Source organism: Gardnerella rara, from assembly GCF_055452355.1.
This window is the reverse complement of record NZ_JBVBJP010000004.1, coordinates 62,853-88,869: the sequence shown is the minus strand read 5'-3', so window position 1 is coordinate 88,869 and position 26,017 is coordinate 62,853. Positions and strand designations below refer to the sequence as shown.

The window sequence follows — 26,017 nt, the reverse complement described above, 5'->3', positions numbered from 1 at the left end:
CAACTTATTAAATCAACTTATTGTTGTTTTCGCTGATTAAAAGCGGTTCTGCTGCTTGATTTAATTTGTGATTTATTTCTGCGGATTCTTGATTTTTATCTTGATTTCTTGCTATTTTTCCAAAAATCTTTTTAATCTGCTCATTCAACGATTCAAACGAAGCACTAGCTGCAGTAGGTTTGGCTCTTAGAACTACGTCACAACCATTTGGAAGTAACGATTGATGTTCTTTTGCTATTGCTCTAAAGCGTCTTTTTACTTTATTTCTAACAACAGCTTTACCTACATTTTTAGATACAGCAAGCCCGAGCCTTAAAGCAACGCCATTTTTTTGATGCTGCTTTAAGGTATCACAAAATGCCGCGAGTGTATCATCTTTACAACCCGTGGCAATCTTATTCAGACTTGTTTCTTCGCCTTCGTTAAGCGCGTTTAACACGGCTATATCGCCACGCATACTGTAATGCGCGACGATATCCCGTGAACACACTTTGCGTCGTTTTTTGAGTACCGCAACAAAATCACGATGGCTTTTCAGCCTATCCATGCTTTACGACGCGCCCCATCTCAGGCAGATAGTGTCTTACGGCCCTTGGCACGACGACGATTAATCACGGCGCGGCCAGCACGCGTACGCATGCGAACGCGGAAGCCGTGCTTCATGTGACGACGACGGTTGTTAGGCTGGAATGTCCTCTTCATAACTAACGCTCCTGTATTTGGCCATGCAAAAGCACGGCTCCGTATGAGTCAAGCTATACTAAATTACTATTACCCCTCACCAATAGTCAAAAAATCTTTTTACAAACGTGTTTAAAAGCATGTTTTAAAAAGTCAAAATTTATTGTACTTTAAAATTTTCTGTGTTGTTTTTGCCATATAAGCCTCTTATAAAAGCCTTGGAAAATGTGGATTAACAGCTTTTATCTTATCCACAAATTACACACATGTTATTCACAATTGAGTATTTTCAACACGCGAGGCTGTGGATAACTTCTTAGGGTCGGAGTAAACATATTCTACTAGCACTCTTTACGCGCGCGTGTGAATATATATTTTTCACTCAGCAAGATGTAAAGAAGCTCATAAAATGTTTCTGCCAGATTTTAGGGGGTGTAACATGACAGATTCCTTTAGTGACCCAAATGCACAGGCCACTATTGTATGGTCAAATACTCTTGCCGTGTTACGTCATAATGCTCTTCTAAGCAACCGTGATAAAAGCTGGTTTGAAAGCGTAAAACCTGAATCTATTTTTGGAACAACAATCGTTCTTTGCGTTTCTAACATAGAAACACAGCAGGCTTTGCAAAATGAGCTTAGTTCTGCTTTGCTTACATCATTAAAAATTTGCACTGGAAAAGACATGTTTCCAGCCTTCAAGATTGTTCCTACAACAGAAACTAGCAGTGAAAGCTCTTCTAGCGAATCTAATTTAAGTAATTTTAATAAAAATACACAAGATTCATCTAATACTTTTTCATCTTCTCTAGAAGAATCTAATCAATCTTCTGATTCTTCATCTGATTTTTCAAATAATATAAAATCTGATTTTGATGAGGAAAATAGCATTTCTAACATTTCTAACAATGTTGAAAACTTATCATCTTCTAGCTCATCTCCTATTCAAAAAGATTTTGACTACGCAACTGGCCTAAATACCATGCAAAACACTGGTTTGGCGGCTTCGGATATTAATGGGCAACAAGCAAAAATCCCTTCTTCAATAAAAAGGGACCCTGTTACTCACTTAAACACTTGCGCAACTTTTGACACTTTTGTTCCTGGAGATTCTAATCGTTTTGCACGCACAGTTGCTTTAGCTGTTGCAGAAGGATCTGGAAAAGACTTTAATCCTTTATGTATTTACGGCGGATCTGGCTTAGGCAAAACACATTTGCTTAATGCTATTGGCAACTATGCTCTTGTTAAAGATTCATCTCTTAAGGTTCGTTATATTACCAGTGAGGAATTTACTAACGAATTTATTGAAGCTTTACAAAATACGAGTCAAAATCAGGGTCAAATCGCTAACTTTAACAGAAAATTCCGCGAAGTTGATGTTCTTTTAATTGACGACATTCAGTTTTTGGGTGGAAAAGAAGCAACACTGGAACAGTTCTTCCACACATTTAATGCTCTTTACCAAGCAAGTAAAAGAATTGTTATTGCTTCGGATGTTGCTCCTAAAAATCTTAGAGGATTTGAAGCAAGACTTATTTCTAGATTTGAATCTGGTTTAACTGTTGATATTAAGCCACCTGATTTAGAAACGCGAATCGCAATTCTAAGAATGATGGCATCGATGAACAATTCTAACGTTCCTAGCGATGTTTTAGATCTTATTGCGGAGCGTTTTACAGAAAATATTCGCGAACTCGAAGGTGCTTTAACTAGAGTTACTGCTGTTGCATCTTTAAGTAATCAACCTGTTAGCAAAGCATTGGCTGAGCAGGCTTTACAAGATTTCTTTGCTTCCGATATTGAAATTCGCCCAACGGATATTATTGGCCAAGTTGCTAAATATTTCCATATGACATTTGACGAGATTGTTGGCAGATCTAGAACTAAGAATGTTGCTTTGGCCCGTCAAATTGCAATGTATTTAGCTCGAGAAATGACGAGTATGAGTCTTGTTGATATTGGTGAAGTTTTTGGAGGCCGTGATCACACAACGGTTATGCATGCTTATACGCGAATCAGCGGCGAGATGCAAGAAAAGCAGGAAATCTATAACTACGTTATGGAGTTGACTGTTAGATTAAAGCAAAATCCATCAAATAAAAAGTAGTTTTACACAAATCTATACAACTCTGTGAATTAATTTAAAAAAAGTTATCCACACAGTTAGTCACAAATGTGGTCAAATCCTGCGAATAAGCGGTGGAAAACGCCGAAAAAATCGTGAATAAGTTGTTTATAAAAGCTTTAAAAATGTGGATATTCAAAAAAATAGCTTTTATTGTGGATAACTTACTTAGTTTTGCACATAAATATGCATATTTTATCCACATTTTTCTTATGTTAATAGTGGCTCTAATTAAACGCTTCTAAGCACATATCAACATTTACACAAGCTTTATTATTACTATTACTTTTATTTTTTAAATAACAATAATAATTTCTCTTAAAATACGCCTTTTAAACAAATTAGATTTTCATTAGACCATGAGATAGAATAAACACAGTTTTACAAGAAATGAGGAAATATGAAAGTTGAAGTTAATTCCGCTTCTTTTGCAGACGCACTATCTTGGACTACTCGAGTTATAGATAATCGTCCGTCTAATCCTATTCTTGCAGGATTAAAACTAGAAGCAAAAGATGGAACTCTACAACTTTGTGCTTTTAACTATCATCTTTCTAGTCGTCATCATATTGAAGCTGGTGTAGATGAAGCAGGTAGTGTACTTGTTTTAGGTAGATTACTTGCAGATATAACAAAATCTTTGCCAGCAGAAAAAACTTATTTATCTTCTAACGAAACAACTCTTACAATTACTTCTGGAAAATCAACCTTTACCTTGCAATTAATGCCAGAGGGCGAATATCCAGATTTACCAGAAATTCCTTCAAAACTAGGTCAAGTTGATGCACCTACTTTTGTTCAAGCAGTAAATCAAGCTTCTGTAGCAGTTTCTAGAGAAGAAGATAGACCTGTTTTAACGGGGATTCATGCACACTTTGAAGATGATACTGTTACTTTCACAGCTACAGATAGATATCGCCTTGCTCGATCAACTTTTAAGTGGACTCCAGATCACAGTGATATAAACGTTTCTACCCTTATTAAGGGAAACATTCTTAAAGATATTTCTCGCTCAGTTGATGAACATCAAAATATTATTATTAATTTAAACAGTGATGAACCTTCTATTCTAGGATTTGAAAATTCTGGAAGAGTTAGTACTTCTCAACTTATTGATGGAGAATTTCCTTCTGTAGACCGCTTATTTGTTGATGAATATCCTATTCATGCAATTATTAATCGACAAATGCTAATTAATGCAATAAAGCGTGTATCTATTGTTGCAGAAAAAGATGCTCCAATTTACATGTCTTTTACTTCAGATGAACTTACTTTAAGTGCTGGAAACGATTCTGAATCTAAAGCAAAAGAAACTATTGATATAGACATGGATGGGCAAGATATTATTGTTGCATTTAATCCTAATTATCTGATTGAAGGATTAAGTGCTATTAGTGAGCCTTTTATTCATGCAAAAATCACTTCTGCTATTAAGCCTGTTGAATTTAATGGTCAACAAGAAGCAGATGGTGATGAATCTATGAATTATAGGTATCTTGTTGTTCCAATGCATCCTTAAGCTGAATAAATGTATGTTTCAAAACTTGCATTAGATAATTTTCGCTCTTGGAATAGTTGTGTACTCAACTTTTCCCCAAAAATTAATATTCTAATTGGTTCAAATGGCTTAGGTAAAACTAATATTGTTGAATCTTTAGAAGTTATTTCAACGGGAACAAGTCACAGAGTATCTTCTTTAATACCACTAATAGAGCGTAGCTATAATTGTGCTACTATACGAGCAAATGTTAAGGATTTTAATAATAATTCAATAAATAATAGTGAAAATAATTTAGATGAAACAACTTTTGAATTAAGTCTTAATTTAAAAGGTGCTAATAGAGCAAGAATTAACAGTAAAAAATCTTTATATATGAAAGATATAGTCGGTTTAATTCCTTGTGTTTCTTTTACTCCAAGAGATCAAAATTTGATTGTTTCAGATCCTACTGTTAGAAGAACATTTTTAGATCAAGCTGGAGCATTATTAATACCAAACTATTTGCCTGTTTTACAAGAATATAATCACATTGCAAAGCAAAGATCTGCACTTTTAAAAAATTTATCTAATAATTATTCATTAAATTCAATGGATAATTACAATGAAGGTAATTACAATAAAATTTCTGATTTAGAAGTATGGACTGCTAAGTTTATAGAAGCTGGAATAATACTTACAAAATTACGCAAGCAAATAATAGAATTAATTAACGAAGTTTTTTCAAATATTGTTGAACAACTCTCTAACTCATCTAATTTTGCGTTAATAGAATACAATCCTTCCTTTAAAGAGGTTGATTCTAACGAAAATAATGATGATTCTATTCGACTTTCAATTAGTGAACATTTTCAAAGAATCTACACTGGAGAAGTTGCAAGAGGATATAACCTAATAGGACCTCACAGAGATGATTTTAATATATTAATTAATAATTATCCTGCAAAAGAGTTTGCTTCCAATGGTGAATCTTGGACTCTTGCATTAGCTTTAAAAATGGCTTTATTTAAGTCATTAGAAAAAAAGAATGGTAAAAAACCTATTGTTATTTTAGATGATGTTTTTGCACAACTAGATGAGTTTAGAAGAAAGCAAATTTTAGAGTTTGCAAAAAATCAGGATCAAGTTTTTATTACTGCTGCTTCTTTAAGTGATATACCACAAGATAAAAGTGTGCTAGAAAACTCTATTATTGATGTTTCTAAAATAGCAAAAGATCAAAAGTTAAATGAAAATAAATCGTTAGAAAATAATATTGATATTAATCATAAAAATTTGTTGGAAAATATTATTAATAGTCGTAAAGATAGCGTTGATTATGTTGATGATTCTAAAAATGAATCCAATAATTTGGGGGATATTAAATGAAAATTCCCGTAAATAAAATATTAAAATTAGACACAAGAAAGCTTCCAGAACTTATTTTTATACCTATTAAAAAGAAGGCAATAAAAAAAGTAGTTAATGAACAAAATGCTTATAAAGCTTGGGAAAGTTTTGGAAAACCAGGTAGAGATCCTCAAAATATTTATTCTTTATTGGGTAATTATGCCAATCAAAATAACTGGAATGAACCACTTGCTATAGCAAAAATGAGAGAAGATTGGTGGAAAATAGTTGGAAAAAGTGCATCTTTAAATTGTTATATTGACACAATAAAAGATGGCATTTTAATAGTTAGAACAAAATCAAATGTTTGGTATACGCAACTTACTTATTGCAAACCTATGCTTGAGAAAAAAATATTTGAATATTCAAAAGATATAAAAATTAAAGAAGTTAAAATAGTTGGACCTTCTTTGCAAAAAATGGGCAAAAAATCAATTAATAGAAGGTTTAATATTAAGAATTACTAATAAAGGCTCTTAATAAAGAGCGGTCATTATGTGTGTGTAGAATGTCATGTAATGTAGTTAAATCGCTAGAAACCCCGTTTTTGTGCTTTCTAGCGTGTATCGACCTCGTAAATGCCTCTCGGCATGAGGTAATACGGGAAGGGATCTAAAGTGTTAAACACTGAAGATAATTCAATGGAAAATTCTGTTGAAGAACATAAGCTCGATGATGCTCAGCTCGACGATTCACTTTCTCCTGAACATTATGATGCTAGCGATCTTCGAGTTCTTGAAGGTTTGGAAGCAGTTCGAATTAGACCAGGTATGTATATTGGTTCAACTGGACCTAGAGGCTTGCATCACCTTGTATATGAGATTGTAGATAATTCGGTTGATGAGGCTTTGGCTGGTTATGCTTCTCACATTGAAGTGACGATTTTGCCAGACAATGCTATAAAAGTTGTTGATGATGGTAGAGGTATTCCAGTTGATGAAGTGCCAGGCGAAGGTGTTTCTGGTGTTGAAACAGTTATGACAAAGCTTCACGCTGGTGGAAAGTTTGGCGGCGGTGGATACGCTGTTTCTGGTGGTTTGCACGGCGTTGGTATATCTGTTGTAAATGCACTTTCTACGCGTGTAGAAATTGAGGTTCGTCGCCAGGGATTCCACTGGACTCAAACGTATGTAAATCAGCATCCAACGGCTCCATTGGCAAAAGGTAAGCCAATGGAAGATGGTGAATCTACTGGTACTTCTGTAACATTCTGGCCAGATGGTGCAATTTTTGAAACAACTGTTTATGATTTTGAAACTTTGCGCTCTAGATTCCAGCAGATGGCTTTTCTAAATAAGGGATTAAAGATTTCTCTAACAGATTTGCGTAAGCCTGATGAGGCAGGAGATGAAGTTACTGGAGAATCTGAATTAGCTAGCGAAGAAAAGCATCAGAGTGTTAGCTACAAATATGATCACGGAATTAAAGATTACGTTGATTATTTGGTTAAATCACGTAAATCTGTTCCAGTAGAGCCAGATGTTATTGATTTTGAAGCAGAAGATCTTGAAATTGGTATATCTGCAGAAATTGCTATGCAGTGGACTGTTGCTTATTCGGAAGCTGTTCACACTTTTGCAAACACGATTTCTACAACCGAAGGCGGTACTCACGAAGAAGGATTCCGTGCTGCATTAACATCTTTGGTAAATCGTTATGCTCGAGAAAAGAACATATTAAAAGAAAAAGATACTAATCTTTCTGGTGATGATGTTCGCGAAGGTTTAACTGCAGTTGTTTCCGTAAAGCTTACAACTCCTCAGTTTGAAGGTCAGACTAAAACAAAGCTTGGAAATTCCGAAGCTAAGACCTTCGTTCAGCGAGTTATGACCGAAAAGCTTGGAGATTGGTTTGATGCTCATCCAAGTGAAGCAAAGAATATTATTCAAAAAGCTATTGAAGCATCGCGTGCGCGTCTTGCAGCTAAGAAAGCTCGCGAAAACACGCGTAGAAAGTCAATATTTGAAACAGCTGGAATGCCAGATAAATTGAAGGATTGCCAGTCTAATAATCCAGAAGAGTGCGAGCTGTTTATAGTGGAGGGTGATTCTGCAGGCGGCTCCGCAATTCAAGGACGAGATCCTATTACGCAGGCAATTTTGCCATTGCGCGGTAAGATTTTGAATACTGAGCGTGCTTCAATCGATAGAATGATGAAGTCGGAAACTATTGAATCCTTAATTACTGCTGTTGGCGGCGGTTATGGCGAAGACTTCGATTTAAGCAAAGTTCGTTATCACAAAGTCATTATTATGGCAGATGCTGATGTTGATGGTGCTCATATTGCAACATTGAACTTAACACTGTTCTTCCGCTATATGCGTCCTATGATTACCGCTGGATATGTTTACGTTGCTATGCCACCTTTGTACCGTTTAAAGTGGAGCAAGGGTGCGCATGACTTTGTGTATACAGATGCTGAGCGAGATAGAGTTTTGGCAGAAGGTAAAGCCGCAGGTAGGCAACTTCCTAAGGGCGAAGGCATTCAGCGATACAAGGGCTTGGGTGAGATGAGCTATCAGGAGTTGTGGGAAACAACAATGGATCCTGAGCATAGAATCTTAAAGCAAATTCATATTGAAGATGCTGCTCGAGCAGATGAAACATTCTCAATGCTTATGGGAGACGAAGTGGAACCTCGTAGGCTATTTATTCAGCGTAATGCTCACGATGCAAGATTTATTGACGCTTAAAAATATTAATCGTTAGTAGATTAAACAGATTAAGGTAATAAACTTTAAAAGCTAAATAAGAAGGAATTGCAGTGGTAGACGAAATAAATGCCGCTAATAATAGCGAAGAGCCAGATCAGCTGCCTGACGGTTCAATGGAACCACAAAGTCCGCAAGAATCAGATAGCACCGATTATGGATTAATGAAGGGTGCGCGCGTAAAGCACATGGATTTGCAGCAAGAAATGCGTGAATCTTACCTTGCTTATGCACTTTCTGTTATTGTTGAGCGCGCTTTGCCAGATGTTAGAGATGGTTTAAAGCCAGTACATCGCCGCGTTATTTATGCAATGTACGATGGCGGTTATAGGCCTGATCGTGGTTATAACAAGTGCTCTCGCGTTGTTGGCGATGTTATGGGTAAATATCACCCACACGGTGATTCTGCTATTTACGACACTTTGGTTCGTATGGCTCAATCTTGGTCAATGAGATATTTGCTTGTAGATGGTCAAGGAAACTTTGGTTCCCCAGGTGATGATCCTGCAGCAGCAATGCGTTATACAGAATGCCGTATGGCACCTCTTGCTATGGAAATGGTTCGAGATATTGACAAAGATACTGTTGATTTCTTGCCAAACTACGATGGAAAAACACAAGAGCCAACGGTTTTGCCATCTCGTTTTCCAAATCTTTTAGTTAATGGTTCTGCAGGTATTGCTGTTGGTATGGCAACCAATATTCCACCTCACAATATGCGTGAGGTTGCAGATGGTGTTCACTGGGCTTTGGATCACCCAGATGCCAGCAATTCCGAGCTTCTTGAAGCATTAATTCAGCGAATTAAAGGTCCAGATTTTCCTACTGGTGCAACAATCTTAGGTCATAAGGGAATTGAGCAAGCGTACCGTACTGGCCGTGGCTTAATTACAATGCGCGCTGTTGTTAATACCGAGGAAATTAAGGGTCGTATGTGCTTGGTTGTTACCGAGCTTCCATACCAGGTAAATCCTGATCGCTTGGCTGCTTCTATTAGAGAAGCTGTGCGAGATGGTAAGATTCAGGGCATTGCAGATATGCGCGATGAAACGTCTGGTCGTACTGGTCAGCGTTTAGTGCTTGTTCTTAAGCGAGATGCTGTTCCAAAAGTTGTTCTTAACAATCTTTATAAGCATTCGCAATTGCAGCAAACATTTGGTGCAAATATGCTTGCGCTGGTTGATGGTGTTCCTAGAACTTTGAGTTTGGATGCTTTTATTCGTCATTGGGTAAGTCACCAGCTTGAAGTTATTGATAGGCGTACACGCTACTTAAAGCGAGAAGCCGAAGAGCGAGATCATATTTTGCAAGGCTACTTAAAAGCTTTGGATATGATTGACGAAGTTGTGGCATTAATTAGGTCTTCTAAAGATGTTGATTCTGCCCGTTCGGGATTGATGAATTTGTTAGATGTTGACGAAGTTCAAGCAGATGCCATTCTTGCAATGCAGCTTCGTAGACTTGCAGCTTTGGAGCGACAGAAGATTCTTGATGAACACGAAGAATTGATGCGCAAGATTGAAGATTATAATGATATTCTTGCAAGCCCAGAACGTCAGCGCAAGATTGTTGGCGATGAGCTTGATGAAATCGTAGCCAAATATGGCGATGATCGCAGAACTAAGATTCTTCCATTCTCGGGAGAAATGAATGTTGAAGATCTTATTGCCGAAGAAAACGTTGTTGTAACAGTTACTCGCGCAGGCTACATTAAGCGTACGAAGGCAGATGAATATCGAGCACAACACCGCGGTGGTAAAGGTATTAAGGGAGCAAAGCTTCGTGAAGATGATGTTGTAGATCACTTCTTCTTAACGTCTACTCACAATTGGCTTTTGTTCTTTACTAATCGCGGACGCGTTTACAGAATTAAAGCATATGAGCTTCCAGAAGGATCAAGAGATTCTAAGGGTCAGCATGTTGCAAATCTTCTTCAATTTACTCCTGGAGAAACAATTCAGGCGGTATTGTCAATTCAAAACTATGATGTAGCAAAGTATTTGGTGTTGGCAACTCGTTCTGGAAAAGTTAAGAAAACTGCTTTGCAAGAGTATGATTCTCCACGTCAAGGTGGTTTGATTGCTGTACGACTAATGGCAAATGAAGAAACTGGAGAGCCAATAGACGAGCTGATTGGTGCAGCTTTGTGCAACCCAGAAGATGACATTATTCTTGTTTCTAAGCTTGGTATGAGCCTTAAGTTTAGGGCAGATGATGAGCAGCTTCGACCAATGGGTCGCCAGACTGCAGGCGTTCAAGGCATGCGATTTAGAGATGGCGATGAATTGCTGGATATGGATGTTGTATCTGTAGACACAAGCAAAGATCTTCTTGTTGTTACAAACGAAGGATTTGCCAAGCGTACCGCTATTGAAGAATATCGCTTGCAAGGCAGAAATGGCTACGGTGTTAAGGCAGTACAGCTTGCAGAAGGACGCGGTTCTTTGGTTGGTGCCTTGATTGTAGAAGAAACCGATCAAGTAATGGCCATTATGAAGTCTGGTAAAGTGATTCGTTCCGATGTTAACGAGGTTAAGCGCACTGGTAGAACCACTCAAGGTGTAACTCTTGCTAAGCCAGACAAGGGTGATGAAATCATCTCTATTGCTCGAAATGAAGAAAGAGATGATGAAGATGAATCTCAAAATGAACAGTCAGCAGAAAATACTAGTGAAAGGAACTTAGATGAGTGAGGATTTTGAAACATCCAATAACAAAGTTAATGGTGAATCTAGCACTAGTTCTCCAAGAACAGTAGGTGCAACAGCCTCATCTTCTTCTAATGGATATTCTTTTAGAAAGCCAGCTCAGCCTAGAGCTAGAAGAATGAGTCTTTCGCTAGTTAGAGTGGACGCATGGTCTGTTGCAAAAGTAACATTTTTACTCAGTGTTGCTGGAGGAATAATACAGGTTATTGCAGCTGGATTAGTGTGGCTATTCTTAAACATGGTTGGTGTATTTGATCAGGTAACTCAGATTGTTTCATCAACAGGTTTAGATAGCAACGGTTTTAATCTTGCAGACGTGTTTTCTTTGCCAACTGTTTTAAGTGCTGTAATAATACTTTCGGTTGTAGAAATAGTGATAATAACACTGCTATCTGCGATTGGATCTTTACTTTATAACGTTGTTGGATCCTTAGTTGGAGGAATTCACTTAACTCTTGGTGATGACTAGAATTAAGCGATAACTAGAATTAAGTAAATAAGATTAAACATAATTAATCCCCACTAAACTCATAAAGTGAATTAGTGGGGATTATTATTTATGGGGATTGATATTTAAAAAATGATTTATAAGTTAAAAACTATTTTTTAGAAGATAAATCTCGAATATCTTCCAAGATTTTAATCATTTTTTCTTCGCGATCTTTTCGTTTTTCTTCCTCGGTCTTTTCTTTTTCAACCTGCAAGAAAGGAAGACCAATCTCCCTTAATTTGTTAATAGGAAGAACAATGCAAAAATAAACGGCTGCGGCAACAATAAGGAAGTTTAAGACTGCTCCAAGAACAGCTCCAAACGAAATTGTTGCACCGTTTATGGTTATTGTTAAGACGCCATCAAGATCTGGCTTTCCGCAAATTATTGCTATAAGCGGATTAATAATATTTTTAACAATCGAAGTAACAACAGAAGTTACGGCGCTGCCCATAACAACACCAACTGCCATGTCGATTACACTGCCTCGTGCAATAAATTTTTTGAAACCGTTAAGCATTTTATTTCAATCTACCTTTTTAGTATTTTATTATTAATAAAACTATTGTTTTTAAAGAAATCAAGAATATACATAACTAATATTGGATACATTATTGCAGAGGTTAAAACATCGGTAGGGAAGTGTGCTGCAACAATAAGTCTAGAAAGTGCAACAACAATAACAACAATAATGCTAATGATTAATCCAAGTCTTAAGAAGGCTTTATTGGCTGTATAAATAATCATAAGAGCCATTGCACAAATAGCTACAGCTGCTGCAGTGTGACCACTTGGAAAACTTGGGTCTGGTGGAACTTTAATTTTTATTCCAATAAACGGTCTAGGACGATGAACTATAAATTTAACTGCAAAAATATAAATCATTGGCAGAAGGCAAGTTACCAGTTGTACTAGAGTTATGCGCCAATCGCGTTTAATAAAATAAGAAACAATTGCCAAAATGCAAAGTATAACAATGCAAGATTTTGTAGAAAAAACTATTGCAAGAAGTTTAGAAATAGCCATTATAAAAGATGGAGAATAGTTATGGAAAAATGCCACTATTCCTGCTTCAAAAAATCTTTCTGCCTTATTAACAAGCAAAACTTTACCTATTAGCGGAATTAAAATCGCAAGAAGTATAACAATAGAAGACTTTTTATTATTTGTTATTTGGAATTTTATTTTTTCCAAAAAGTCGTAGAATTTATTTTTTTGATCCATATGTTAAAGATTACACGTAGAAATATATAATAAAAGTGTATTATAAATGAATGTTTATAAGTGCTTATTTGTTTATTTTGCGTAATTTTGTAAAAATGTAGTATATAAATGAATTTAGATAAACACGTATTTAGATAAACACGTATTTGGTATTTAGTTGTAAGTTGTACACCGTACGAGGTGACGAGTAGTATGAGGAAAAGATAGAAAGGGTTTACAATGAGCGTGCTTGATCGACTTGAGAAGAGCGTTGAAGGTGCAATGAACGGGGTCTTCGCAAAATTCGGATCTAAAGACTTGCAACCTGTTGATCTTTCCAGCGCATTAGAGCGAGAGATTGATAACCAATCTATGCCAATTGATCGAGATCGTACAGTTGCCCCAAACGAGTATCACTTTAAACTAAGTACTCCAGATTTTGATCAGCTTGGTAGTGAAGCGTTAGCTAATGAGCTTGCGGATAATCTTACACAATATGCAAAAAGTCAGCATTATGCGTTTGTTGGACCTGTTGCTGTTATTTTTGAAGAAGATACCGAACTTACAAAAGGTAACTTTAATTTGACTTCTGATTCTGTTCCAGGGAATGCTGTTCCTGTAACAACTCAAGAGCAGTCAGAAAATCATCCAATGCTTGAGATTAATGGAAATAGGTATTTGTTAACAAAGGATCGCACAATATTGGGCAGAGGTTCTGGCTGCGATATTGTTATTGATGATCCAGGTATTTCCCGTAGGCATCTTGGTATAGACGTTACGCCAGATGGTGTTATTGCTCGAGATTTAGGTTCTACTAACGGAACTTATGTTGAGGGTCATCAAACTCCAGCAGCAACGCTCTTAGATGGAAACACTATTACTATTGGACGCACCCGTATTCTTTACTGGGCTTCGGATCAAGATCAGGAGTAGTAGACGAATACGTAAAGAGATACGAGTACGCGCATGATATTAACCGAGTTAACTTTTACTATACTTAAGTACAGTTTTTTAGTACTTTTGTGGGTATTCGTATGGCTTGCTGTTAGTTCTCTACGCAAAGATATTGAGATTTTTAGTCCTAAAAAGTCCAGATCTTGGAAAAACAAATCTCATCGCAAAAGTAATGCCTCTAATAGTGAAGATTTAAAAAATAATAAGATTGTTTCTCCAAGCGTAGAGTCAAAGAATCAGTCTGAAACACCAACTTTGCTTGTTATTATTGACGGTCCTTTAGCTGGATCATCTTTCCCTTTGGATCCTTCTGGAGTTACTTTGGGAAGGTCTGCAAACAATACTGTTGTTTTAAACGATGAGTTTGTTTCTTCTCATCACGCTCGCGTGTATTTTAATCAGTCGGTAAAATCTTGGGTTCTTGAAGATTTAGGTTCTACTAACGGAACTATGATAGGTCATAGTCGTGTTAATGAGCCTGTTGTTTTGTCTCCGCGTACGTCTGTGCGAATTGGAGCAACAATGTTTGAATTGAGGTGAGTTATGGAGCAATTCGATTCAAACATTGAAGATGAAAGAAATAGTAAAAAAGAGCAAAATCAAGATAAATCTGTAGATAATGCTGTAGATAATGCTGCAAATAGTAAAGAAAATAGTTTAAATAAGGCTTCGTTTATAGATAAAGCATTATTTATGTACTCCACGGCTGTTAGCGACGTTGGTACAGTTAGGAGCAATAATCAGGATTCTGCCTTTGCAGGAGAACGATTAGCTGCTATTTGCGATGGAATGGGCGGCCACGCTGGTGGAGATACTGCATCCACGATTGCCATTAGGTCTTTAGCTCATATTGAGCAGGATTCAAGACCAAACGATGTAAAAGCTGTTTCTTCAATGCTGGAAACTTCAATTATGGCAGCTCACGATGCAATAGTTGGAAAAGCAAAAAGAGAACGCAGGCTTGCTGGCATGGGAACAACAGTAACAGCCGTCTCTCTTGTAAGCGGTTACTGGGTTCTTGCACATTTAGGTGATTCTAGAGCATACTTGTTGCGCGATAATCGTCTTATAAGAATGACTTGTGATCACAGTTACGTTCAGCATTTAATAGATACTGGTCATATCACTCCAGAAGAAGCAAGGAATCATCCGCAGCGTAATGTTGTTATGCGCGTTTTAGGTGATTTTGATATTGACCCAAGGCCAGATATTGCCATTAGGCAGGCTCACCCTTCGGATCGTTGGCTTCTTTGCTCAGATGGTGTTTGTGGAGTGTTAGAAGATTCCACAATTCAAGAAATAATGAGCACAATATCCAACCAAGAAGAGTGCGCTCAAAAACTTGTTTCAATGGCACTTAAAGCGGGAAGCACAGATAATGCTACTGCTGTTATAGCAGACGCCACATTAGCTTTGGATGCGGATGCTTTTGATTTACCACATCAAACGCCATTAATCGGCGGTGCCGCAAGCAAAGATTTAGAGTCTATAGCAGATATTGTTAATAAAGCTGTTTCTTCTACACCAGTCTTAAGAGAAGGCAAGGATTCGCCTGCGCAAAGGGCTGCTGCTCTTATGCAAACGGATTCAAAATCAACAGAAAAATCTGAGAAAATTGCAGAAACCACTCGATTAGTGCAGCCTTCTCATTTAAGAAATGAAGAGGAACTTAGATCTACCGACACAAATGAGATTCCGATTGTAAAAAAGAAGAACGGTAGAGTATCAACAGATCCTAGAGATCCAGACGTTCAGCGCGCTGTAAAAAGAGAGCAAGCCGAAGCTCATAAGGCAAATAGGATTAGAAAAAGGTGGATGAGAATAGGTGTTGCGTTTGCAATACTTGTGGTTTGCTCTATTGTTGCTTCTGGAGCGTATCTTGTTTACTCTTGGACTCAAAAGCAGTACTACATTGGTAAAGGAAATGATCGAGTAGTTATTTACCAAGGCGTTCCTACTAACATATTTGGTTTAGAGCTTTCTCACCAGATTGAAGAAACAGATATTAAAGTAAAAAATCTTGATAAGTCTTGGCAAGATCAGCTTGACGAAGGTATTAGTTTTAGCAGTCTTAAAGAAGCAAGAGGGCATGCAAGGCTGATTGGTAGAGAAGTTCGTGCTCGAGAGAGTGAAAAGCGCGGAAATAAGCAAAAAAGCGTTGTTTCTAATTCAGATAATAAGGATGGAAACAATAGTGGAGTTGTAGACTCTAGCAGTGATTCAGGAGGTAAAACCTCGTGAACATGTTTAGTATGAGAATTAAGCAAATCTCCTTGTTGCTGTTTTCTGTGATTATATCTTCAGTGGCATTTTTGCAAATGTTTCTAAGAGTTAATGGCTTTATTCCAGCAGACTATGTTGGTATGTTTGCTCTAACAACAGCATTGTATCTGGTTTTGTGGGGCGTTTTGATTGTAAAAAAGCCTTATTCTAGCCAGGTAATATTACCTTGCATTCTTCTTCTTACAGCTATTGGAACTGTTATGATTGCAAGAATAGACAAGCAGCACAACACTAATGTTGCTATGAAGCAACTTATTTGGGTTTGTGTTGCTCTTGTGCTATCCATAATTTTTGTAATGGTTCTGGAAGACTATAGGATTCTTAGAAGATTCTCGTACGTTAGCATGGTGATTGGTCTTGTTCTTCTTTTATCTCCAATGCTTCCAATAGTAGGCAAAGAGATTGGCGGAGCTAGAATTTGGATTGGGTTTGGAAATCACACTATTCAGCCTGGAGAATTTGCAAAACTATTCTTAGCCTTCTTCTTTGCAGCATATTTGTTTGATCATAGAGACAGGCTTGCGGTTGGTGGAACTAAGATTTTGGGGATTCATCTTCCGCGGTTTAAAGACATGGCTCCTATTGCTATTGTTTGGGTTGCATCAATGTGTGTTCTTGTTGTACAACACGACTTAGGAACATCATTAATGTTCTTTGCAATGTTTGTTTCTATGCTCTACGTTTCAACTGGAAGAAAAGGTTGGCTTGCAATAGGCTTTATAGCATTTATGATTGGATGCCTGGTTGCGGTTAAGCTTTTTGCACACGTTCAGTACAGAGTTGACGCTTGGCTTAATCCGTACGACCCCGTTATTTACAACAGATTCCCAGGTGGTTCTGCTCAAATTGTTACTGGATTATTTGGCCTTGCAGCAGGAGGCATAACAGGAACTGGATTGGGGCAGGGGCATCCGTCTTTAACACCTCTTGCTAATTCTGATTTTATTTACGCATCGGTGGGAGAAGAACTAGGATTAACTGGATTATTTATAGTCTTAATGCTTTACATGATTATTATTGCGTCTGGCATGATTACGGCTATGAAGATTAAAGACGGTTTTGGAAAGCTTCTTGCATCTGGATTAGTTTTTACAATGGCATTCCAAGTGTTTACTGTTGTTGGTGGTATTACTCTTGTTATTCCTCTTACTGGCTTAACAATGCCATATATGGCTGCTGGAGGGTCGTCTTTGGTTGCAAACTATTTGCTTGCAGCTATTTTGATTGTTATTTCTAATGCTGCCAATAAGCCTGAGGCTGTTGTAACATCCGATACTTTCCAATACGAAGCCTTAGCTGCTCTTAGAGAAAGGGAGCTTAAGGAAAGGGAAAATAACTCCTCTAATCTTAAAGAAGATGGGGGTGAATTTAATGAATAAATGCTTAAAACAGCTTTTTACTGCTGTAGTCGTACTGTTTGTGATTTTGTGTATTTCTAGTACCTACATAACTTCTATAAAAGCAAACGAATTAAATTCTGATCCTAGAAACAGGCGCGCGCTATATCATGAATTTGGATCTCCAAGAGGGGCGATTCTTGCTTCTGATGGAACTGTTTTAGCAAAGTCGGATCCTTCTAAAGACGCGTTTGTATACCAAAGATCATATTCTAATGGAGCTGTTTATGCTCCAATAACGGGGTATTATTCAATAAGTCAGAGAGCAGATAGAGGCATAGAAGCTTCTAGAAATCAGCTTTTAAGCGGTGAATCTGATGCGTTATTCCTTCAAAAGTTTAAGTCGCTATTTACAGGTGTAGAAAATAGGGGCGCTTCTATAGAAACATCTATTAACACTAAGCTTCAAACTCTTGCATACAATCTTTTAAAAGACAAGAATGGCGCTTTAGTTGCAATAGAGCCAAAAACGGGAAGAATACTTGCAATGGTTAGCACTCCTAGCTATGATCCTTCTTCTCTTGCATCTCACAATGCCGCGAACGCCAACAGGGCTTATAAAGATCTTGTGTCTAACATATATAATCCAATGCTAAATCGTTCAATATCTGAACTTTATGCTCCTGGATCTACCTTTAAGACTGTTGTTGCGGCAACCGCTCTAGAAACTGGAAAATATGATTTAAACACTTCGATTCCAGCTGGATCGGTTTACACTCTTCCGGGAACTCAAACTCATCTTACAAACGTTGTTCCAAGCGCAAGTGGAACAAATGGGCAAATATCGTTTGAAGACGCATTAGCGTATTCTTCAAATACGGCGTTTGCTCAACTAGGAGTGTCTTTAGGATCCGATGCAATTGTAAAGCAGGCTAAAAAGTTTGGATTATTTAGCTCGTTTACTTTAGATGGTTCTGATTCAACTGGCTTCCCAATGAGAGTTGTTGCGTCTTTGCTTAATCAAAAGCCTACGCAAGATAAGCTTGCTCTTCAGTCGATTGGTCAGGGAGATGCCAGGGTTACACCTCTTCAAAACGCTATGATTGCGGCTGCTATTGCAAATAATGGCACTCTTATGAAGCCAACTCTTGTTGACTGTGTAAGATCTAGCGATTTGTCTGTTATATCTCAAACAACCCCTACTGTTATGAGTCAAGCTTTAAGTGCGCAAAGTGCTGCAAAACTTAATGCTATGATGCAAAGTGTGGTTGTAAAAAGTAACCCAAATCTTTCTTTGCCAAATGTTCATGTTGCTGCAAAATCAGGAACAGCACAAATTGGGTTTAGAAATCAGGCTATTAATGGTTGGGTTATTGGATTTGCACCAGCAGAAGACCCTAAAATAGCTGTAGCAGTTGTTATTCACAATGCAAGTACATACGGAACACTTACGGCAGGACCTATTATGCGACAGGTGATGAAGGAGGCGCTTAAGCAATGAAACTTGTTGAAGGACAGTTAGTTCATCATCGATACAGGCTAGATAGAAGGCTTGCACAAGGCGGTATGGGAGAAGTCTGGAAGGGCTTCGATATACAGCTGGGCAGAATAGTGGCCATTAAAGCGCTTAGAACAGACACTAATAATGTTGAAGCTAAATTGCGCAGACTTAGAGCAGAAGCACATAATTCGGCTAATCTTGCTCACCCAAACATTGCAGCGCTATTTGACTACTACGAGCATGATGGCATTGGCTTTTTGATTATGGAATATGTTCCTAGCAAGTCTTTGGCAGATTTGTATCATAAAGAAAAAACTGTAGAGCCAACGCGCTTGCTGCCTATTCTTATTCAAACCGCTAGAGGTCTTTTTGTTGCTCATTCGCATGGAGTAATTCATAGGGACGTTAAGCCAGCAAATATTATGGTTTCCGAAACGGGAAACGTAAAGATTACAGATTTTGGCGTTTCGTACTCTAACGACCAAGAGCAGATTACTCAAGATGGAATGGTTGTTGGAACGGCTCAATACATTTCCCCAGAGCAGGCTCAAGGAGAGCAGGCAACAGCACAGTCCGATATTTATTCTCTCGGCGTTGTTGCATACGAAGGGCTTTGTGGCCATAGGCCATTTACTGGTGCCACGCCTGTAGATATTGCGGCAGCACACGTTAATGACCCTGTTCCGCCTCTTCCAGATAGTGTTGATGTTCAGCTAAGACAGTTTGTAATGTCAATGCTTTCTAAGAATCCAAAAGACAGACCTAAAGATGCTCTTGTTGTTTCGAAAGTGCTTGCAAAAATCGAAAGAAGACTTTTGGATCAGCAAACAGCATTCAACAATAAAAATCCAATAGATTCTTCCAGCGCAAATCGCATTAGGCGCAGCGTTAGAAGTGTTCCAAAAACTCAAGTGAATATTATTAACATTTTGAATAATAACGACCGCAAGGAGCAGCAATGAGTAACACAATGCCTACCTCATTAGCGAATGGACGGTACCAATTAGGTGAATTGATTGGCCGCGGTGGAATGGCCGAAGTGCGAGTCGCAGAAGATAAGCGCTTGGGTCGTACCGTTGCTGTTAAAATCATGCGTTCTGATTTGGCAAATGACGAGATCTTTTTGTCTCGCTTCCGCCGAGAAGCACATTCAATCGCGCAGATGAACAATCCAAACATAGTAAATATCTATGATTCTGGAGAAGAATCTGTTGTAGACGACAATGGCGTAGAAGAGCATTTGCCGTATCTTGTTATGGAATATGTTAAAGGCAAAACGCTTCGCGACATTCTTAAGATGAACGGTGCTTTAAGCCAGCGTGATTCTGAGCAGGTTATGCTTGGCGTTTTAAACGCATTGGAATATTCGCATAGAATGGGCGTAATTCACCGAGACATTAAGCCTGGAAACATTATGATTTCCGAGCAGGGCATTGTTAAGGTTATGGATTTTGGAATTGCCAGGGCGCTAGACGATTCTGCAACAACAATGACGCAATCGCAGGGTGTTGTTGGAACCGCGCAATACTTGTCTCCAGAGCAGGCTCGCGGCGAGCAGGTTGACATGCGATCCGACTTGTATTCTGCAGGATGCGTTTTATACGAGATGCTAACTGGAAGGCCGCCTTTTACTGGCGATTCCGCTGTTGCAATCGCATATCAGCACGTTTCGGAAGTGGCCACGCCTCTAAGCACACTTGTTCCAGGCTTGCCTGCAATGTGGGATAAGATTTGCGCTAAAGCAATGGCAAAAGATAGGCAGAACAGGTACGCAACGGCTGCAGAGTTTAAAAACGACATATTGGCGTTTATGAATGGCGGTGTTCCTGTTGCAGCAGCCTTTAATCCTTTAACCGATTTGGCTAATATGCGTGCAAGAAAGCAGGCGGAGCAGAACGCTGCAACGCAGGCTATGGGTGCTGCAGACACCGCCTCCACGCAGAGCTTTGGTGCCATTACAGGGCAGTTTGATGCGTACCAAAATTCGGGATACAACACTAGAGCAGCTCAGCGTGCTGCAAGCCAGGCAAAAAGAAGTAAGCGTATTGTTATTGCTTCTGTTATATCTGCGATTGTTTGCGCGATTGTTGTTGGCGGAATCTTGTTTATGTTAAATCGCAGTAAGATTGCTGGAGATATTGTTGTTCCAACGTTTACAGAAACAACTACTCAAGATGCTGCTAAAGAAAAGCTTCGTGCTCTTGGTCTCATTCCAGATATTTTGGAAGACGATAAGTCTACTAAGCCAGAAGGTACTTTTACCAGGCAGTCTCCTAAAGGTGGGGATAAAGTTGCATCTGGTTCTAGAGTTAGTGTTTGGTTCTCTGTTGGCCCTCAGTCAACTAAGATTCCAGATGTTACTGGAAAATCGCAAGAAGCTGCTAGAAAGGCTCTTGAAAGGGCAGGATTTAAGATTTCTAACGTTAGAGTGGAAGACAGTACAGACGTTAAAAAGAATCATGTTACACGAACGGACCCAGTTGCAGATTCGTTTGCAGATAAAGGTTCAATGGTTACTTTGTACATCTCTTCTGGTTTAACAAAGATTCCTGATGGAATGGTTGGCCAATCTAAAGATGTTGTTACTAGCGAATTGCAAAATCTTGGTTTTACCGTTAACACTGTAGAAGAAGAATCTGAAACAGCTGCGGAAGGAACTGTTACTAAGATGAATCCGTCTGCTGGGGCTGCTGTAAAGCCGCATAGCGCTATAACGCTCTATGTTTCTAAAGGCAAGCCTAAGGTAGAGGTTCCACATGTTGCTCTTGGCGTAACAACGTTAAAGCAGGCCAAGCAAATATTGGAAGCAAAGGGCTTTAAGGTTGTTGCCGACGCTTCTGCTAAAGACGATGATCTTGTTGAAAGCATGTCGGAAAAAGAAGGATCTAAGATAGATAAAGGCTCTACAATAACGCTTACTGTAAGGACTTTGCAATCTTCCTTAGATAGCAATTTAAGATATGGAAGAAGAACAGATCCTGGAAGAACTTCTAGCTCCGACTCTTCGTCTACTTCTACAACAACAAGCGATAGTGGATTCTAACGATAGTGGATTCAAGCGATAGTGGATTCTAAGTAGTCTAAACTATTTAAGCACTATCTAAGCTATCTAAATAACTAAAACGCCGCCTAGTTTTGCACGTTGTTTTAACGGCATCTAGGCGGCGTTTTGTATTTAGTTGTTTTTGTATTTAGCTACTAAATAGTCTTATCAAACGGCTTATCAAATATGTATAGCAAATCAGCAAATTGTTTGCTAGTAAACCGTTGCTGTATACGCAGACATCTCTCTTAAGAACGGAATCGTTGCAGACGCAAACGGATATACCCATTGCATAAGAATTGAAATTAAAATTACGTATATGAGCGCAGAAAGAACTATTCGTACAGGTAGGATTCCAGGCTGTAGCCTCATAAGTCCACCGAAAATACTGAACTCTGGCTTTGGCTTTAATCCAGCGCGGATTTGACGCCTTAAAGGCCATTGCCAAGCAATGCCAGCAGCGGCGAAGATAATTATGTACGAAACTAGAGCAATAAGCATGATTGGCACAAGAGAATCAAGGCGAGAAGCCAAAGATTGCTGCTCGTTGTTTACAAACTTAACTTGGCCATTTGCATCTACGGTAGAAAGTTCTTTAGGAATACCGTCAGAAACTTTAGCCCAATACTCTAGCTCGCCGAAGCTAACAAAACGGAACTTAGGCGTAGAATACTTTGGTTCGCAAGTAACAAGCGTAATCATGCGCTTTTTAGGATTTTTGCTGTGGTTTAATGGGTCTTTGTCAAGAACTTCACTCTGTTCTGGCTTAACAATCTTGTGAGTAACGTACTTGTAAACAAACCAGTAATCTTTTGTGCGAACAATAATAGGATCACCTTTTTGGAATCGGTCAACATCTGCTAAAGGCTGACCGTAGCCGTTGCGGTGTCCACTAATACCAAAGTTTCCAACTTCTCCTGGCATTTCTGTTTTAGGGAAGCGTGCAAGGCCTCGTCTATTTAATATTTCTAGGCTAACACCTTCAACAAGATTGCGTTCCCATTGATCTCCAAACCTAGGAATATAGACTCTAGCAACAAGATCTCCGTACTTTACTTTTTGTAATTTAGGAGGATCGTCTACCTGCGGAAGAGCAATCTTTGTTTTCTTTCCAGCAGCAGGATTCTTCCAGGAGACAGCTTCGCGAGTTTCAAACTGTACGTGTTCAGATTGCGCACCAGTCCACCACATTTGCCAGACAATGTACAATGCACAAACAATTGCGAAAGCTATAAGAACTTCTCCAATAACACCAGCTATTGTCCAAATTAAGCTGGTTCCCGAGCTTTTGGTTTCGTTACGTTCGTGCATGTAGTTAGAACGCTTCATTTTACTCCTTTATTGCCTGGTGGAATGGTGTTGAGGAATATTGCCAATAAAATCGGCATCTTTTGGAACAGAGGCAAATCTTAGAGGTTGCAGTAATGCAGACGATTCTAAGAACTTTAAGTTTCCCCGCTTTTCCACTTTCCATCCCAGCCCAAAAGTGCTGACATAGTCTTTATATGTTTGAATTGCTGGAGAATCATCCAGCGCTTCTAGCATGTTTTCAACTGAGCCAATAGCAGATATTCTATACGGTGGCGAGTACTGATGGCCCTGCAACATAAGCACGTTTCCAATGCAAACAACAGCGGAATTAAACAACACTCGTTGACCCTGAATCGTCATTGCCTCTGCTCCGCCCCTCCAGAGGGCATTTACAACAGCTTCTATGTCTTGTTGGTGAATTACATAGTCATTTATATTTGAGGAGCTTCCAGACCCGTTTACGGCCGTTTTCCAAAGTGGTGAATCGTTTAGCGTAACCGTAATGCCTGGACCCTGTATTGCTGGGAGCATTGTGCTTGTTCCAGTATCGTCTGAAGATTCAGAACCATTTGACGTGCTTGTTAATGTTTTGTTTAAAAGATTAACCTTAGAATCTAGCTCTTTAACATCTTCTCGTAAATCTTTTGCTCTTTGAGAATTTCTTTCCACCATCTGGCCAGTATCGGAAGTAACAAATGCCGTACGATTTATGCGCAGATTAGTGATGAATAAGTACCCTGTAAAACAAATTGCTAATGCTACGGCAACGCTACCTAATAGCGATTTTTTAGCGCCGTGCTTACCTGTTTGTTTTGCCATAATGCTCATTCTTCTTCTTGCGTTCGAGTGTAACTATTATTATAGCGTGTAGCCGATTGATTGGAGTGTTACTGTTATGGCTGACGAAGAATTGAATAAATTGAACACCACTTCATCTGCCGATGTGGATGAGGCTCAAAACTCTTCTAAAGAAGACGTGTATGGCGTTCCTATGGAGCAGGTTGAAGCTGTTTTGAACGCAACTGCAGATAAAGAGTCTTTATCTCCGCAAATACAGCGCATGATGAAGCGTCAAGAAGAAAATACTCGCAGGGTTGAAGAGGCCATTAAGGGCACTAAAGCTAATGCTGGATGGTTTGTTCCACTCTTCTGCACGCTTATGATCGTTGGATTGTTCTGGGCTGTTGTTTATTACTTGAATCCTTCGCTCCCAATTCCTGGAATTGGAGCATTTAATCTTTTAATCGCAGCATGCTTGGTTATGGCTGGATTCTTAATGACAATGTGCTGGAGATAGTTGTTATACAACTTAGTTAATTCCTGATGGCTGCATGTAAAGCGTGCAGCCATTTTTTGTTATTTTGATTGCGTGCTGCTTGCGCGAATAATTACGTGGTTATTTTTAGAATCGGTAGTTGCAATAATCCTAGTTTTTCCGCCGTCTTTTAGCTTAAGTCTTTTCTTTAGATCATTTACGCTTAGTGGAAAATTATATGTTGCAATATTTGCGTAAGTCACATTTAAAAGTGCTTTGCTAATTTCTTTTTTGTTTAAACTAAAAATATTATCTATTTTCCAAATGTTTCCAGGGAAGTTAGATTCATATTCGCAAGATATAAAAACGTGGCTGTTGCTTGCGATTTGCAAGACGTTGTATTTGGAGCTTAAAAGCCTAAAACAGCCCGACTTCATAATTGAAGCGTTTGGTTCATAAACATATTTAGCCCAATTAGCCCAATTATTTATACTTAAGACGTTTGAGCTTTGTTGGTTTTTTGTATCTGGTTCTTGCGATTCGTGTAGTTCTTGCGATTCTTCTTCTACTTTATTTAAGTCTGGATTGTATTTTGCGTTAAAAACGGTTACTGAATCGTTATTTACGCAGTAAACATCAACGTTTGAATGCATGTTTGAGTCCAACACTAAAAGCAGCTCTTTGCACTCGTTATTGTGCGAAACAATGTGTATCTGGCTAACGCTTCCACTAAAGTCGCAAACGGCTTTTTTCCAATCAAGCATAGGCGATAGTTTTATAAGCAAAAATTGCGCAACGCGTAGTATATGCGATTTTAGTTCAAGAACATTAGGCGTGCAGTCTTCGATTGCGTACGTTCTAGCTCCGCTCTTATCTCGTCTTGCGGGGTCAATGTAAATAAGCGTTGCTTGGTCTATTTTTTCTAGAGCTTCTACGCTTGTTGAATTTATGCATTGAACATTATTTAGGCCCATAGCAATCATGTTGTGTTGGCTTATGGCCGATAATTCTTCTTGTTTTTCTACGCAAATGGCCTTGTTGAATTCTTGGCTCATAATTGCGCAGTCCACTCCAAATCCACCTGTTAAATCGATTAGAGTTGTTTTGCATTTATCAATATTGTTGTTTTTTATAAGACGATTTGCAAGGCGTGCTTTATACTGTGCGGTTGCTTGCGATGAGCACTGTTCCATAGAAATATGAGCTGGATATATTACGCGCTCGTTTTTATACCATATTGGCAACTTTGTTTTTGCAATCTGCTTGCCGCTTATTTGATTAACAGCAAAAGCAACATTAACGTTTGGGTTATTAGACGCTTTTAGAGCAGCATCTTTTGGGTTAGTGTTTTGATTTTGATTAATAAAATCAATCGTCTGCTGGTTTTGCTTTTGTAATTGGCTTGGACAAGTGTTGTTAGATTGCATAATTCTATTTTTGATTAAGGTTTAGAGAAAGTCACAATTTTCCAAAAATGTGGATAACTGTTATGCACTTATCAACAGGGCTAAAAAAGTAGAGTTAT

22 protein-coding genes are annotated in these 26,017 nt (G+C 38.5%); 15 read left to right on the top strand and 7 right to left on the bottom strand.

What is annotated here, in order from left to right:
- Positions 1–7: 7 nt before the first annotated feature.
- Both rnpA and rpmH read right to left on the bottom strand, forming a co-directional pair.
- Positions 8–547 carry a ribonuclease P protein component gene (gene rnpA, locus ACZ0NX_RS04745; protein WP_464405832.1) on the bottom strand — a complete coding sequence of 180 codons (540 nt, stop codon included), beginning with the start codon at positions 545–547 and terminating at the stop codon, positions 8–10.
- A 20-nt stretch (positions 548–567) separates the two neighbouring features.
- A complete protein-coding gene (gene rpmH, locus ACZ0NX_RS04740) occupies positions 568–702 on the bottom strand; it encodes a 50S ribosomal protein L34 (RefSeq protein WP_004114029.1) in 135 nt (44 codons plus the stop codon).
- A gap of 418 nt (positions 703–1,120) precedes the next feature.
- Between rpmH and dnaA the strand changes: the two genes are divergently transcribed.
- The 7 genes from dnaA to ACZ0NX_RS04705 all read left to right on the top strand — a co-directional run bounded on the left by dnaA (position 1,121) and on the right by ACZ0NX_RS04705 (position 11,584).
- Positions 1,121–2,791: a chromosomal replication initiator protein DnaA gene (gene dnaA, locus ACZ0NX_RS04735; protein WP_415695426.1), complete on the top strand. Its 1,671-nt coding sequence runs from the start codon at positions 1,121–1,123 to the stop codon at positions 2,789–2,791.
- 418 nt (positions 2,792–3,209) lie between these two features.
- Complete coding sequence (gene dnaN, locus ACZ0NX_RS04730) at positions 3,210–4,328, top strand: DNA polymerase III subunit beta (protein ID WP_464405828.1); 1,119 nt, start codon at positions 3,210–3,212, stop codon at positions 4,326–4,328.
- A 9-nt stretch (positions 4,329–4,337) separates the two neighbouring features.
- Complete coding sequence (gene recF / locus ACZ0NX_RS04725; RefSeq protein WP_464405826.1) at positions 4,338–5,675, top strand: DNA replication/repair protein RecF; 1,338 nt, start codon at positions 4,338–4,340, stop codon at positions 5,673–5,675.
- Positions 5,672–6,163, top strand: a complete 492-nt coding sequence (locus tag ACZ0NX_RS04720) for a DciA family protein (protein WP_464405825.1) — start codon at positions 5,672–5,674, stop codon at positions 6,161–6,163. The genes recF and ACZ0NX_RS04720 overlap by 4 nt, the downstream gene beginning before the upstream one ends.
- Positions 6,164–6,313: 150 nt before the next feature.
- Positions 6,314–8,389 carry a DNA topoisomerase (ATP-hydrolyzing) subunit B gene (gyrB, locus tag ACZ0NX_RS04715; RefSeq protein WP_415688626.1) on the top strand — a complete coding sequence of 692 codons (2,076 nt, stop codon included), beginning with the start codon at positions 6,314–6,316 and terminating at the stop codon, positions 8,387–8,389.
- Between the two features lie 71 nt (positions 8,390–8,460).
- Positions 8,461–11,100 carry a DNA gyrase subunit A gene (gyrA, locus tag ACZ0NX_RS04710; protein ID WP_464405823.1) on the top strand — a complete coding sequence of 880 codons (2,640 nt, stop codon included), beginning with the start codon at positions 8,461–8,463 and terminating at the stop codon, positions 11,098–11,100.
- On the top strand, positions 11,093–11,584 hold the full coding sequence (locus tag ACZ0NX_RS04705; RefSeq protein ID WP_060787000.1) for a DUF3566 domain-containing protein: 492 nt from the start codon (positions 11,093–11,095) through the stop codon (positions 11,582–11,584). The genes gyrA and ACZ0NX_RS04705 overlap by 8 nt, the downstream gene beginning before the upstream one ends.
- 130 nt (positions 11,585–11,714) lie before the next feature.
- Here the strand turns inward: ACZ0NX_RS04705 and mscL are convergent, their stop codons facing one another.
- Both mscL and ACZ0NX_RS04695 read right to left on the bottom strand, forming a co-directional pair.
- On the bottom strand, positions 11,715–12,125 hold the full coding sequence (mscL, locus tag ACZ0NX_RS04700) for a large conductance mechanosensitive channel protein MscL (protein WP_060786999.1): 411 nt from the start codon (positions 12,123–12,125) through the stop codon (positions 11,715–11,717).
- An 11-nt stretch (positions 12,126–12,136) separates the two neighbouring features.
- Positions 12,137–12,829: a phosphatase PAP2 family protein gene (locus ACZ0NX_RS04695; protein ID WP_464405819.1), complete on the bottom strand. Its 693-nt coding sequence runs from the start codon at positions 12,827–12,829 to the stop codon at positions 12,137–12,139.
- 219 nt (positions 12,830–13,048) lie between these two features.
- Here ACZ0NX_RS04695 and ACZ0NX_RS04690 point away from each other — a divergent pair, with 219 nt between their 5' ends.
- From ACZ0NX_RS04690 to pknB, 7 genes are read left to right on the top strand one after another with little or no spacing between them, the layout of a single operon-like run.
- The gene (locus ACZ0NX_RS04690; protein WP_060786997.1) at positions 13,049–13,741 is read left to right on the top strand and encodes an FhaA domain-containing protein; all 693 of its coding nucleotides are present in this window, start codon (positions 13,049–13,051) and stop codon (positions 13,739–13,741) included.
- Between the two features lie 33 nt (positions 13,742–13,774).
- On the top strand, positions 13,775–14,302 hold the full coding sequence (locus tag ACZ0NX_RS04685; protein WP_060786996.1) for an FHA domain-containing protein FhaB/FipA: 528 nt from the start codon (positions 13,775–13,777) through the stop codon (positions 14,300–14,302).
- A 3-nt stretch (positions 14,303–14,305) separates the two neighbouring features.
- Positions 14,306–16,003: a PP2C family protein-serine/threonine phosphatase gene (locus tag ACZ0NX_RS04680; RefSeq protein WP_464405817.1), complete on the top strand. Its 1,698-nt coding sequence runs from the start codon at positions 14,306–14,308 to the stop codon at positions 16,001–16,003.
- Complete coding sequence (locus ACZ0NX_RS04675; RefSeq protein WP_060786994.1) at positions 16,000–17,424, top strand: FtsW/RodA/SpoVE family cell cycle protein; 1,425 nt, start codon at positions 16,000–16,002, stop codon at positions 17,422–17,424. The genes ACZ0NX_RS04680 and ACZ0NX_RS04675 overlap by 4 nt, the downstream gene beginning before the upstream one ends.
- Positions 17,417–18,883, top strand: a complete 1,467-nt coding sequence (locus tag ACZ0NX_RS04670) for a peptidoglycan D,D-transpeptidase FtsI family protein (RefSeq protein WP_060786993.1) — start codon at positions 17,417–17,419, stop codon at positions 18,881–18,883. The genes ACZ0NX_RS04675 and ACZ0NX_RS04670 overlap by 8 nt, the downstream gene beginning before the upstream one ends.
- A complete protein-coding gene (locus tag ACZ0NX_RS04665) occupies positions 18,880–19,845 on the top strand; it encodes a serine/threonine-protein kinase (RefSeq protein WP_060786992.1) in 966 nt (321 codons plus the stop codon). Before ACZ0NX_RS04670 ends, ACZ0NX_RS04665 begins: the two co-directional genes overlap by 4 nt.
- A complete protein-coding gene (pknB, locus tag ACZ0NX_RS04660; protein ID WP_415688636.1) occupies positions 19,842–21,926 on the top strand; it encodes a Stk1 family PASTA domain-containing Ser/Thr kinase in 2,085 nt (694 codons plus the stop codon). Before ACZ0NX_RS04665 ends, pknB begins: the two co-directional genes overlap by 4 nt.
- Positions 21,927–22,139: 213 nt before the next feature.
- Here pknB and ACZ0NX_RS04655 read toward each other — a convergent pair whose 3' ends face one another.
- Both ACZ0NX_RS04655 and ACZ0NX_RS04650 read right to left on the bottom strand, forming a co-directional pair.
- A complete protein-coding gene (locus ACZ0NX_RS04655) occupies positions 22,140–23,255 on the bottom strand; it encodes a class E sortase (protein ID WP_464405815.1) in 1,116 nt (371 codons plus the stop codon).
- 9 nt (positions 23,256–23,264) lie between these two features.
- Positions 23,265–24,056 (bottom strand): DUF881 domain-containing protein, encoded by a 792-nt coding sequence (locus ACZ0NX_RS04650; RefSeq protein WP_060787128.1) that lies wholly within the window; start codon positions 24,054–24,056, stop codon positions 23,265–23,267.
- Positions 24,057–24,132: 76 nt separating this feature from the next.
- On the opposite strand from ACZ0NX_RS04650, the gene crgA reads away from it, so the two are divergent.
- On the top strand, positions 24,133–24,534 hold the full coding sequence (crgA, locus tag ACZ0NX_RS04645; RefSeq protein WP_060786989.1) for a cell division protein CrgA: 402 nt from the start codon (positions 24,133–24,135) through the stop codon (positions 24,532–24,534).
- Positions 24,535–24,593: 59 nt separating this feature from the next.
- Here crgA and ACZ0NX_RS04640 read toward each other — a convergent pair whose 3' ends face one another.
- Positions 24,594–25,919, bottom strand: a complete 1,326-nt coding sequence (locus ACZ0NX_RS04640; RefSeq protein WP_464405813.1) for a THUMP-like domain-containing protein — start codon at positions 25,917–25,919, stop codon at positions 24,594–24,596.
- Positions 25,920–26,017: the final 98 nt, after the last annotated feature.

What these genes read in the sequence shown, in the direction of transcription:
- ACZ0NX_RS04650 (WP_060787128.1), bottom strand. Translation starts at nt 24,056, where the DNA reads ATGGCAAAACAAACAGGTAAGCACGGCGCTAAAAAATCGCTATTAGGT.
- rpmH (WP_004114029.1), bottom strand. Translation starts at nt 702, where the DNA reads ATGAAGAGGACATTCCAGCCTAACAACCGTCGTCGTCACATGAAGCAC.
- recF (WP_464405826.1), top strand. Translation starts at nt 4,338, where the DNA reads ATGTATGTTTCAAAACTTGCATTAGATAATTTTCGCTCTTGGAATAGT.
- ACZ0NX_RS04720 (WP_464405825.1), top strand. Translation starts at nt 5,672, where the DNA reads ATGAAAATTCCCGTAAATAAAATATTAAAATTAGACACAAGAAAGCTT.
- dnaA (WP_415695426.1), top strand. Translation starts at nt 1,121, where the DNA reads ATGACAGATTCCTTTAGTGACCCAAATGCACAGGCCACTATTGTATGG.
- ACZ0NX_RS04690 (WP_060786997.1), top strand. Translation starts at nt 13,049, where the DNA reads ATGAGCGTGCTTGATCGACTTGAGAAGAGCGTTGAAGGTGCAATGAAC.
- crgA (WP_060786989.1), top strand. Translation starts at nt 24,133, where the DNA reads ATGGCTGACGAAGAATTGAATAAATTGAACACCACTTCATCTGCCGAT.
- ACZ0NX_RS04670 (WP_060786993.1), top strand. Translation starts at nt 17,417, where the DNA reads ATGAATAAATGCTTAAAACAGCTTTTTACTGCTGTAGTCGTACTGTTT.
- ACZ0NX_RS04705 (WP_060787000.1), top strand. Translation starts at nt 11,093, where the DNA reads ATGAGTGAGGATTTTGAAACATCCAATAACAAAGTTAATGGTGAATCT.
- mscL (WP_060786999.1), bottom strand. Translation starts at nt 12,125, where the DNA reads ATGCTTAACGGTTTCAAAAAATTTATTGCACGAGGCAGTGTAATCGAC.
- ACZ0NX_RS04680 (WP_464405817.1), top strand. Translation starts at nt 14,306, where the DNA reads ATGGAGCAATTCGATTCAAACATTGAAGATGAAAGAAATAGTAAAAAA.
- ACZ0NX_RS04640 (WP_464405813.1), bottom strand. Translation starts at nt 25,919, where the DNA reads ATGCAATCTAACAACACTTGTCCAAGCCAATTACAAAAGCAAAACCAG.
- ACZ0NX_RS04665 (WP_060786992.1), top strand. Translation starts at nt 18,880, where the DNA reads ATGAAACTTGTTGAAGGACAGTTAGTTCATCATCGATACAGGCTAGAT.
- ACZ0NX_RS04655 (WP_464405815.1), bottom strand. Translation starts at nt 23,255, where the DNA reads ATGAAGCGTTCTAACTACATGCACGAACGTAACGAAACCAAAAGCTCG.
- ACZ0NX_RS04685 (WP_060786996.1), top strand. Translation starts at nt 13,775, where the DNA reads ATGATATTAACCGAGTTAACTTTTACTATACTTAAGTACAGTTTTTTA.
- ACZ0NX_RS04695 (WP_464405819.1), bottom strand. Translation starts at nt 12,829, where the DNA reads ATGGATCAAAAAAATAAATTCTACGACTTTTTGGAAAAAATAAAATTC.
- dnaN (WP_464405828.1), top strand. Translation starts at nt 3,210, where the DNA reads ATGAAAGTTGAAGTTAATTCCGCTTCTTTTGCAGACGCACTATCTTGG.
- rnpA (WP_464405832.1), bottom strand. Translation starts at nt 547, where the DNA reads ATGGATAGGCTGAAAAGCCATCGTGATTTTGTTGCGGTACTCAAAAAA.
- pknB (WP_415688636.1), top strand. Translation starts at nt 19,842, where the DNA reads ATGAGTAACACAATGCCTACCTCATTAGCGAATGGACGGTACCAATTA.